This window comes from Serratia sp. Res13-Sevr-LER1-36-b (assembly GCF_015673035.1).
In the GTDB taxonomy this organism is placed as follows: Bacteria; Pseudomonadota; Gammaproteobacteria; order Enterobacterales; family Enterobacteriaceae; genus Chania; species Chania fonticola_C.
The window spans coordinates 96,494-106,703 of the sequence record NZ_JADACK010000014.1; the positions used below are offsets into that span (position 1 = coordinate 96,494).

9 protein-coding genes are annotated in these 10,210 nt (G+C 54.0%); 5 read left to right on the forward strand and 4 right to left on the reverse strand.

Translation table 11 applies throughout. The annotated features are described in order from the left end of the window. Positions 1–6 precede the first annotated feature (6 nt). The 3 genes from IMQ33_RS09225 to zipA all read right to left on the reverse strand — a co-directional run bounded on the left by IMQ33_RS09225 (position 7) and on the right by zipA (position 3,268). Positions 7–222, reverse strand: a complete 216-nt coding sequence (locus IMQ33_RS09225) for a DUF3820 family protein (protein WP_021178683.1) — start codon at positions 220–222, stop codon at positions 7–9. Beyond that, entirely contained in the window at positions 222–2,243 is a 2,022-nt protein-coding gene (gene ligA, locus IMQ33_RS09230; protein WP_098930242.1) for an NAD-dependent DNA ligase LigA, read from the reverse strand. The genes IMQ33_RS09225 and ligA overlap by 1 nt, the downstream gene beginning before the upstream one ends. A 77-nt stretch (positions 2,244–2,320) precedes the next feature. Beyond that, the gene (gene zipA, locus IMQ33_RS09235; protein WP_196061830.1) at positions 2,321–3,268 is read right to left on the reverse strand and encodes a cell division protein ZipA; all 948 of its coding nucleotides are present in this window, start codon (positions 3,266–3,268) and stop codon (positions 2,321–2,323) included. 222 nt (positions 3,269–3,490) lie between these two features. Here zipA and cysZ point away from each other — a divergent pair, with 222 nt between their 5' ends. From cysZ to crr, 5 genes are all read left to right on the forward strand, one after another. Beyond that, the gene (gene cysZ, locus IMQ33_RS09240) at positions 3,491–4,252 is read left to right on the forward strand and encodes a sulfate transporter CysZ (RefSeq protein WP_021178686.1); all 762 of its coding nucleotides are present in this window, start codon (positions 3,491–3,493) and stop codon (positions 4,250–4,252) included. 156 nt (positions 4,253–4,408) lie between these two features. After that, positions 4,409–5,377, forward strand: coding sequence for a cysteine synthase A (gene cysK / locus IMQ33_RS09245; protein ID WP_046808395.1), 969 nt, complete (start codon positions 4,409–4,411; stop codon positions 5,375–5,377). A gap of 402 nt (positions 5,378–5,779) precedes the next feature. Further along, the gene (gene ptsH, locus IMQ33_RS09250; protein ID WP_021178688.1) at positions 5,780–6,037 is read left to right on the forward strand and encodes a phosphocarrier protein Hpr; all 258 of its coding nucleotides are present in this window, start codon (positions 5,780–5,782) and stop codon (positions 6,035–6,037) included. 46 nt (positions 6,038–6,083) lie between these two features. After that, positions 6,084–7,811 (forward strand): phosphoenolpyruvate-protein phosphotransferase PtsI, encoded by a 1,728-nt coding sequence (ptsI, locus tag IMQ33_RS09255; RefSeq protein WP_024484478.1) that lies wholly within the window; start codon positions 6,084–6,086, stop codon positions 7,809–7,811. Positions 7,812–7,860: 49 nt separating this feature from the next. Further along, a complete protein-coding gene (gene crr, locus IMQ33_RS09260; protein WP_021807057.1) occupies positions 7,861–8,370 on the forward strand; it encodes a PTS glucose transporter subunit IIA in 510 nt (169 codons plus the stop codon). A gap of 65 nt (positions 8,371–8,435) precedes the next feature. On the opposite strand, the gene pgtP is transcribed toward crr, so the two are convergent. Beyond that, on the reverse strand, positions 8,436–9,818 hold the full coding sequence (pgtP, locus tag IMQ33_RS09265; protein ID WP_196061831.1) for a phosphoglycerate transporter PgtP: 1,383 nt from the start codon (positions 9,816–9,818) through the stop codon (positions 8,436–8,438). Between the last annotated feature and the right edge of the window lie 392 nt (positions 9,819–10,210).

Consider the following 10,210-nt stretch of genomic DNA (forward strand, 5'->3'; position numbering starts at 1 on the left):
ATCGACTCAGCTTTTTTTCAGGGGTTTGATCAGGTGATCCAAGCCTTCAATTTTAATCGCCAACGTCATTTCCATCAGCATTCCCAGCCTGCCGTTGGGGAATTCGCCCTTACGGGCGAACCACAGCAGATACTCTTCCGGCAGGTCGATCAGCACCCTGCCCTGGTATTTGCCAAAAGGCATCACGGTGTTGGCGATTTCAATCAGGTTCTCTTTTTCCATCAGGCCCCCAGCAGGCGGATCATCTCCGCCTCGTCGATCACCTCGATCCCCAGTTCCTGTGCCTTGACCAGCTTGGATCCGGCGGCCTCACCGGCGATCACCAGATCGGTTTTCTTGGATACGCTGCCGCTGACCTTGGCCCCCAGCGCCGTCAGCCGATCTTTGGCTTCATCGCGGGAAAGCTGGCTGAGAGAACCGGTCAGCACCACGGTTTTACCGGCAAACGGGCTGTCGATCTCTTCGGCAACTACTACCACCGGCGCTGGCCAGTTAATGCCGATTTCCGGGCTGATCAGCTCGGCGATCACCTGTTGATTATGGGCTTCAGCAAAGAAGTTCACCACGTGGCTGGCCACCACCTCGCCCACGTCCGGTACCTGTTTTAACGCGTCCAGATCCGCCTCTCGCAGCTTCTCCAACGAGCCAAAATGCGCCGCCAGACCGGCTGCCGTGGCCTCTCCTACCTCGCGAATACCCAACGCATACAGGAAGCGCGCAAAGGTGGTCTGTTTGGCGGTGGTCAAGGCATTGACCAGATTCTGCGCCGATTTTGGCCCCATGCGATCCAGCCCGGTGAGAATACCGGCGGAAAGACGGAACAGGTCGGCTGGCGTTTTAACATATTCTTTATCGACCAGTTGTTCGATGATTTTATCGCCCATGCCGTCAACGTCCATCGCCCGGCGGGAAACGAAGTGCTTCAGCGCCTCTTTACGCTGGGCACCGCAGATCAGCCCGCCAGTACAGCGCGCAATGGCTTCACCTTCCACTCGTTCCACATCGGAACCGCACACCGGGCAATGCAGTGGAAATACCACTTCACGCGCGTCCTGCGGGCGGCGATCTTCGATCACCCCGACCACTTTCGGGATCACATCCCCGGCGCGGCGTACGATCACCGTGTCGCCGATGCGCAGGCCAAGGCGTTCGATTTCATCGGCATTATGCAGCGTGGCATTGCTGACTATCACCCCGGCCACCAATACTGGCTCAAGGCGTGCGACCGGCGTAATCGCACCGGTACGCCCGACCTGGAACTCTACTTCCCGTACCACGGTGATCTGCTCTTGAGCCGGGAATTTGAACGCCGTGGCCCAACGCGGTGCGCGAGCAACAAAGCCCAGAGATTCTTGCAGATCGATATCGTCGATCTTCACCACCACGCCATCGATATCAAAGCCAAGATTGATGCGGTCCTGCTCTACCTGGCGGTAAAACGCCAGCACCTCATCGCTACCGGTGCAGAGCTTAACGCGATCGCTCACCGGCAAGCCCCAGGCTTTGAACTGCATCAGGCGTTGCCAATGGCTGCGTGGCAATTCGCCTCCTTCCAGCAGGCCAACGCCGTAGCAGAAGAAGGTCAGTGGGCGCTTGGCCGTGATACGCGGATCAAGCTGACGCAGCGAGCCCGCCGCCGCATTACGCGGGTTGGCGAAGATTTTACCGTCTTTGCGGCGCGCCTCTTCGTTCATCTGCTCAAAGCCGGCATGCGGCATAAAGACTTCGCCACGCACTTCTACCCGGCGCGGAATATTGTCGCCGGTCAGGCGTAGCGGGATGGCGCGGATAGTGCGCACATTAGAGGTGATATTTTCCCCGGTGGTGCCATCACCACGCGTGGAGGCACGTACCAGCTCGCCATCTTCATACAACAGGCTGACGGCTAACCCGTCCAGCTTCAACTCACAGCAGAAGGTCAGCGGCTCGCTGCTTTTCAGGCGATCCTGCACACGCTTGTAAAACGCCAGATAGCTCTCTTCATCAAAGACGTTGTCCAACGACAGCATCGGCACTTCATGGCGCACCTGATCAAACGCCGCCAAGGGAGCGGCCCCGACGCGCTGAGTCGGCGAATCGGCGGTGATCAGCTCAGGATGGGCCTCTTCCAGCTCACGCAGCTCACGCATCAGGCGATCGTATTCCGCATCCGGGATCTCCGGCGCATCGAGTACGTGATACTGATATTCGTGATGGCGCAATGAGGTGCGTAGTTGATTGATTGTTTCGTTAATCGATGCCATGGCTCACCATCAAAGATAAAAAACCCCCGGCTGGCGGGGGTTCTGGATTACGGATTATGCAGTGCACTGGCAACCGGTCAGGCGTTGTTTTCCAACACTTCGCGGATGCGTGCTTTGTAGGTTTCCAGCTTTTGCGGGGTCATCATGCGGCGCTCGTCGTCGAGCACCACGCCACCCACATCGTCGGCAATACGTTGTGCCGATTGCAGCATCAGCTTGAAGTTCTGATTGGCGTCGCCGTAAGACGGCACCATCATAAACATTGATACGCCCGGCGTGGAGAAATCGGACATCATTTCCGGATCGAATGACCCAGGCTTGACCATATTGGCCAGGCTGAACAGCACGGGACCACTGCCTGCCGGGCTGATATGGCGATGGAAGATACCCATTTCACCAAATTGGAAGCCTGCCTGCAGTACGCTCTGCAGCAACACTTCCCCCCCGATCACACCGCCTTGATGGGCTGCAACGTGCAGCACCAATACAGTTTCCTGCAGTTTTGCCGGTTTCAACGGTTCGGGCGCAGGCTTCGATTCACGCACAGGCTCTGCGTGATGGAAAGCAGGCTCTGGCGAAGGAGCGGTAGCCGGAGGCTTATCGTCAACGCGCGGCTCACGACGCACAACAGGTTGCTGCGGCTCTTCGTCCTCGTCCTGGGCATAGTTATCCAGCAGGATGTCATCGTAATCCGGCCGCTGAGAGAGCGGCGCGGGCTGGGCTGGCCGAGACGCAGGTTGAGCTGGCCTTGGTGCAATCACCGGCTCTTCGCGTGCGACATCGATATGGCCCATTGATGGCTCATCCTCAACTTCAGCGCGAGTGGCACGGATACGTACCTCTCCCACGCTTTCGGCAGGATCATCAAGTGGAGTAGGTTCACGCTCGTTTTTCGAGCGTTTGGCTGGGCGATCGCGAAAAAGGGACGAGCGTTCCTTACGGCTGGTCCAAAGACCATGTAATAACAACGCTATTATGGCGATCGCGCCAACAACGATTAATATCAGACGCAAATCCTGCATCATTGCTATCTCTGTTGTTCCAAGACATTGCCACCGCGGCAAACATTCACTCTTTAACTCTATTTGCCCACAGGCACAAGTGCAAGTCCGTGCTGAACTTTATGCCAATAAAGATGATTATTCGGCATTTTTTTGCTGTTTTTTCAGCCAGTGCGGCTCTAGCCAGTGGAAAATCAACTCTATATGATAGCTTAGCCTGTTTAGCCAAAGAGAAAATCTTAAGATATGTCCTATGTGCCTCCCCCTGTTGGATCCACCAACGGCTTCCATTATTTTGCCCAAGGATGGCGTCTGATTTCGCGCCCGGGTATTAAACGCTATGTCGTCCTACCGTTGCTGGTGAACGTGCTGCTGATGGGCTCTGCCTTCTGGTGGCTGTTCAGCCAACTCGGCGACTGGATCCCGAGCATGATGAGCCATGTGCCAAGCTGGCTACAGTGGCTAAGTTATTTACTCTGGCCGATGGCGGTCATTTCCGTGCTGTTGGTGTTCAGTTACCTGTTCAGCACCATCACCAACCTGATCGCCGCCCCGTTTTGCGGACTGTTGGCAGAACAGCTCGAAGGCAGCCTGACCGGCAAACCGTTGCCGGATACCGGTATGCTCGGCGTGGTCAAAGATCTGCCGCGCATCATGTCCCGTGAATGGCGCAAGCTGATGTATTACCTGCCACGCGCGCTGGGCCTGCTGTTGCTCTACTTTATACCGGGCATTGGCCAAACGTTGGCACCGGTGCTGTGGTTCCTGTTCAGCGCCTGGATGTTGGCCATTCAATACTGCGATTATCCGTTTGATAACCACAAGGTCAGCTTCGCCGAGATGCGCCAGGCGTTGCGCCAGCACAAAACCGATAACCTGCAGTTTGGCGCGTTGGTCAGCCTGTTCACCATGATCCCCATCCTCAATCTGGTGATCCTGCCGGTGGCGGTTTGCGGTGCCACGGCGATGTGGGTAGACCGTTATCGTGCGCAATTTGTTCGTCACTAACGGCTTTATTTGAGGGCGCTTCTTGCGCCCTTGCTATTGTGATTAAAACTTATTCTCTAATAACATATCGATATACCAATTCTTTACTTCCCTGCCGAGACCGTTAGCGTATGCTTTCGATGTTCCCTACATTTCATAGAGTTATAAGGACGGGCCATGAGCAAGATTTACCAAGACAACTCATTAACAATCGGCCATACGCCGCTGGTTCGTCTGAACCGTATCGGCAACGGACGCATTCTCGCCAAGGTTGAATCTCGCAACCCGAGCTTCAGCGTCAAATGCCGCATCGGTGCCAATATGATTTGGGATGCCGAAAAACGCGGCATTCTGAGCGCAGGCAAAGAGCTGGTGGAGCCAACCAGCGGCAACACCGGTATCGCCCTGGCGTTTGTCGCCGCGGCGCGGGGTTACAAGCTCACGCTGACCATGCCGGAAACCATGAGCATCGAACGTCGTAAGCTGCTCAAGGCGCTGGGTGCCAATCTGGTGCTGACCGAAGGTGCCAAAGGCATGAAAGGGGCGATCGCCAAGGCCGAAGAGATTGTGGCCACCGATCCGAACCGCTACATCCTGCTGCAACAGTTCAGCAACCCGGCCAACCCGGAAATCCACGAACAAACCACCGGCCCGGAAATCTGGGAAGATACCGATGGTGAAGTCGATGTCTTTATCGCGGGCGTCGGCACTGGCGGTACACTGACCGGCGTCAGCCGCTTTATCAAGAACACCAAGGGCAAGGCTATCACCACAGTGGCGGTTGAACCAACCGACTCACCGGTCATCAGCCAGGCGTTGGCAGGCCAGGAAATCAAACCTGGTCCGCATAAAATCCAGGGCATCGGTGCCGGTTTCATTCCTGGCAACCTGGATCTGAACCTGGTAGACCGCGTCGAGCAGATCACCAACGACGAAGCCATCAGCATGGCACGCCGCCTGATGGAAGAAGAAGGCATCCTGGCCGGGATTTCTTCCGGTGCCGCCGTGGCGGCCGCCGTCAAACTTTCCGAAGAAGCCGACTTTACCGACAAGACAATTGTGGTTATTCTGCCTTCTTCAGGTGAGCGCTACTTGAGCACCGCTTTGTTTGCCGATCTGTTCACCGAGCAGGAACTGCAGCAATAGCGCAAACAGTGCACAAATAGCTAAAAAAGCACCTATTCAGGTGCTTTTTTTGTGGACTGGATCAAAGTTTACACCACTCAACGATTGATTTTCGCCGCTGGCTTTAGTATTTAACCGGTCAATTATTTCGATGCGCAAAATTAATCACCTTCCTGCCATTGTTTGAGCTGAATCGATTTACTCATTTGTCGCTCCAGCGAAAAACACGGCATAATGGGGAGCTGATTGAAACAACGCCAGATGCTCGGATTTTTTGATCTGAAATGCTTAAAGCGTCGTTTTATGTTGCATCAACGCTCGCCCCTGTACCATAGTCAGGCGCTAACCAGACAAGCTAAAATCACGCCGTTAGGCTAAACTTTAGCTCCACAACCTTAAATCCGATAAGTTGGGGAAACATCAATGTTCCAGCAAGAAGTGACTATCACCGCTCCGAATGGTCTGCACACTCGCCCTGCCGCTCAGTTCGTAAAAGAAGCCAAAGGCTTCGCGTCTGACATCACCGTGACTTCCAACGGCAAGAGCGCTAGCGCCAAAAGCCTGTTCAAGCTGCAAACTCTGGGCCTGACCCAAGGAACAGTAGTCACCATCGAAGCCGTTGGTGAAGACGAGCAGAAAGCCGTTGAGCACTTGGTAAAACTGATGGCAGAGCTTGAGTAATCGGCCCGTCTTTTTAGTTAACACCAGTCAAGAGTAAGGTAGGGTTATGATTTCAGGCATTTTAGTATCACCGGGTATCGCTTTTGGTAAGGCTCTCTTGCTGAAGGAAGATGAAATTGTCATCAACCGGAAAAAAATCTCTGCAGACCATGTAGAGCAGGAAATCTCACGTTTTCTGGCAGGCCGCGCCAAAGCGTCTGAACAGCTGGAAGTAATCAAAACCAAGGCAGGCGAGACCTTCGGCGAAGAAAAAGAAGCGATCTTCGAAGGCCACATCATGCTGTTGGAAGACGAAGAGCTTGAGCAGGAAATCATAGCCCTCATCAAAGACGATCTGGCGTCTGCCGATGCGGCAGCCTATACCGTGATCGAAGGCCAGGCGAAAGCGCTGGAAGAATTAGACGACGAATACCTGAAAGAGCGTGCGGCAGACGTGCGTGATATCGGTAAGCGTCTGCTGCAAAACATCCTGGGCCTGGCGATTGTCGATCTGACCGCCATTCAAGATGAGGTGATCCTGGTCGCGAAGGACCTGACACCGTCAGAAACCGCACAGCTGAACCTGGACAAAGTGCTGGGCTTCATCACCGATCTGGGTGGCCGTACTTCCCACACCTCGATCATGGCTCGCTCCCTGGAACTGCCCGCTATCGTTGGCACCAGCGACGTGACCACCCAGGTAAAAAACGGCGATTACCTGATCCTGGATGCGGTTAACAACAAGATTTACGTCAACCCGACGACCGAGGTGATTGAACAGCTGAAAGCGGTTCATACCCAATACGTCACCGAGAAAAACGATCTGGCCAAGCTGAAAGACCTGCCGGCGATCACGCTGGACGGGCATCAGGTTGAAGTCTGTGCCAACATCGGTACCGTGCGCGACGTCGCCGGTGCAGAGCGCAATGGCGCTGAAGGTGTCGGCCTGTATCGTACCGAATTCCTGTTCATGGACCGCGACTCACTGCCAACCGAAGACGAGCAGTTCTCGGCTTACAAGGCCGTTGCGGAAGCCATGGGCTCACAGGCAGTCATCGTCCGTACTATGGACATCGGCGGCGATAAAGACCTGCCGTACATGAACCTGCCAAAAGAAGAGAACCCGTTCCTGGGTTGGCGCGCGATCCGTATCGCGATGGACCGCCGGGAAATCCTGCACGCTCAGCTGCGCGCCATTCTGCGTGCCTCTGCTTTCGGCAAACTGCGCATCATGTTCCCGATGATCATCTCGGTGGAAGAAGTGCGCGATCTGAAGGGCGAGCTGGAAACGCTGAAAGCGCAGCTGCGTGAAGAAGGCAAAGCCTTTGATGAGAGCATTGAAGTGGGCGTGATGGTGGAAACACCGGCCGCGGCAGTGATTGCTCGCCACCTGGCGAAAGAAGTCGACTTCTTTAGTATTGGGACAAACGATTTAACCCAGTATACTCTGGCAGTAGATCGCGGCAACGAGCTGATTTCTCATCTCTATAACCCGATGTCCCCATCAGTGCTTGGCCTGATCAAACAGGTTATTGATGCATCTCACGCAGAAGGCAAGTGGACCGGTATGTGCGGCGAGCTGGCTGGCGATGAGCGTGCTACACTGTTGCTTTTGGGCATGGGGCTGGATGAGTTCAGCATGAGTGCGATTGCAATCCCGCGCATCAAGAAAATTATTCGTAATACCAATTTCGAAGATGTGAAGGCATTGGCAGCGCAGGCCTTGGAACAACCAACGGCACAGGATTTGATGAACTGCGTCAATAAGTTCATCGAAGAAAAAACGCTCTGCTAAAATTCCACGACACTGGAACGCCGCCCAATTTAATGCTTAGGAGAAGATCATGGGTTTGTTCGATAAACTGAAGTCTCTGGTTTCTGATGACAAGAAAGACATGGGCACTATCGAGATCGTCGCTCCACTTTCTGGCGAGATCGTCAATATCGAAGATGTACCGGACGTCGTATTCGCCGAGAAGATCGTTGGCGATGGCATTGCTATCAAACCTGCTGGCAACAAAATGGTTGCTCCGGTTGACGGCACTATCGGTAAAATTTTCGAAACCAACCATGCGTTCTCTATCGAATCTGATAGCGGCATTGAGCTGTTCGTGCACTTTGGTATCGACACCGTTGAACTGAAAGGCGAAGGCTTCAAACGCATCGCGGAAGAAGGCCAGCGCGTCAAGAAAGGCGATGTGATTATCGAGTTCAATCTGGCCCTGCTGGAAGAGAAAGCCAAGTCTACCCTGACTCCGGTGGTTATCTCCAACATGGACGAGATCAAAGAGCTGATCAAACTGTCCGGCAGCGTCACCGTTGGCGAGACTCCGATCATCCGCATCAAGAAGTAATCGCGGTTCGATCGTAAAAATGGCGCCTTCATCGGCGCCATTTTTTTATCCAGGATTTCTAAGCCCTACTGCGCGACCAGTGGCTCCGCTTGTAGCTCCTGTTGCTGTCTTTCACGCTCCAAGGCCAATACGCCACGATGTGACAGATAGCAGAACAAGATGCAGCACACCACGCCACCCATCAGCAGATAAAAGCCTCCATGCCATCCCATGTTATCAACCATTACGCCAAACAGGCTGGTGCCCAGCGTGGCCCCAAAGATATAGCTCATAAAGCCTCGCAGGCCAACGGCAGAGCCGACAGCAAAGCTGGGAACGATCTCCATCGTCTGTACCGAAGCCAGGAACTGTGGCACATAGATCAGGCAACCGACGATCGCGGCAAAGATGGTGACCATCAACAGCGAGTCACTCTTCCAGTAACCAATCAGGCAGATAAAAATCATCACCATGCAGATCATCGCCAGCGGCATACGGCGTCCCTTGAACAGCTTATCCGACAGCCACCCAGCCAACAATGTGGACGGGATCGCCGCCCATTCAAAGAACAAAAACGCGATGCTCATCTGCTCTTTGGAGAAATGTTTTTCGGTGAGCAGGTAGATCGGCAACCAGCTGATCATGCCAAAGCGCACCATGTAGACAAATACGTCCACCAGCGACACATACCAGGCATTTTTATTGCGCAGAACATAGGTACAGAAGATCTGGAAGGCGCTAATATTTTCCGGTGCCTGCTCCTGCACACCGGTTTTCACCCTGATGGTTTCTTCCGGCATCATTTGTTCCAGGGCAGGCAGACCTTCACTGCGCGGGGAGCCTTTACCCAGCCACAGCACCACCAAAGCAAACAGCACTGCCACGCCCGCAGGGACGATATAGCTGGCGCTCTGCCAGTGTTCACTGCCCAACACCGCAAAAGCCACGCCAACAATGGGGGCCACCACCCCACCGCCGATATTGTGGGATATATTCCAAAATGCGCCAACGCGGCCGCGCTCACGGCGTGGGAACCAGTTGGCGATGGTAATGAACGAAGGGCCTACGCCCATCCCCTGGAACAGGCCGTTAAACACCACCAATGCGGCAAAGATCCAGAAGGCGGTGCTGAACCCCAAACCGACGTTGACGATGGCACACAGCACCAGGCCACAGGCCATAAACACTTTGGGATTGGCCTTATCGGCCAGGCTGCTCATCACTCCTTTGCTGATGCCGTAGGCAATCAGCATGCAACTGCTCAACATGCCGATCTGCGTCGCACTCAGATCCAGATGCTCTTTCAGGTAGGGCGTCGAAAGGGTGAAGTTGTTACGCACGATGTAATAGGCCAGGTAGCCCAAAAAGACGCTCAGTAACGCCTGCATGCGATAACGCTGGTAGGTTACCTGCACCTGTTCTGGCGGAACACGCTTTGCCGCCGCGCTAGGTTTTAATAATGAAAACATGTTATTCCCCTGTGAGGTTTATCTGTACTGGCTCAATGCGCCTGCTATTTATTAATAACGCTCGCAGCGGATGGTGTAATTAATTCATTAATAAGACAAGCCCCGTAATATGTGTCAAAATTGACTCAAACCCAGAACAAATAAGCCCAGTTTTGACCCATCAATTAACATTACCATTATTAACCAAAAGCCAGTTAGCTCACCTCCCCGCGCCAGAGCGCCACAGCACTGCGATTGCACACCAAGCCAGCCCACCAGTGGCGATGTTTTTGAAGGTGTTAACAGTATTGATGGTCTATCAATGGTAATATCCTGGCTTCATCAACGTTATAGTCCCGGCTAAATCCTATTGGTTCACGAAAATATTTTTGTCCCAAATGTTTTGCGGGTTA

Excerpts from the sequence above, each read along its gene's own strand:
- IMQ33_RS09225 (WP_021178683.1), bottom strand. The coding sequence starts at position 222 with ATGGAAAAAGAGAACCTGATTGAAATCGCCAACACCGTGATGCCTTTT.
- ligA (WP_098930242.1), bottom strand. The coding sequence starts at position 2,243 with ATGGCATCGATTAACGAAACAATCAATCAACTACGCACCTCATTGCGC.
- zipA (WP_196061830.1), bottom strand. The coding sequence starts at position 3,268 with ATGATGCAGGATTTGCGTCTGATATTAATCGTTGTTGGCGCGATCGCC.
- cysZ (WP_021178686.1), top strand. The coding sequence starts at position 3,491 with ATGTCCTATGTGCCTCCCCCTGTTGGATCCACCAACGGCTTCCATTAT.
- cysK (WP_046808395.1), top strand. The coding sequence starts at position 4,409 with ATGAGCAAGATTTACCAAGACAACTCATTAACAATCGGCCATACGCCG.
- ptsH (WP_021178688.1), top strand. The coding sequence starts at position 5,780 with ATGTTCCAGCAAGAAGTGACTATCACCGCTCCGAATGGTCTGCACACT.
- ptsI (WP_024484478.1), top strand. The coding sequence starts at position 6,084 with ATGATTTCAGGCATTTTAGTATCACCGGGTATCGCTTTTGGTAAGGCT.
- crr (WP_021807057.1), top strand. The coding sequence starts at position 7,861 with ATGGGTTTGTTCGATAAACTGAAGTCTCTGGTTTCTGATGACAAGAAA.
- pgtP (WP_196061831.1), bottom strand. The coding sequence starts at position 9,818 with ATGTTTTCATTATTAAAACCTAGCGCGGCGGCAAAGCGTGTTCCGCCA.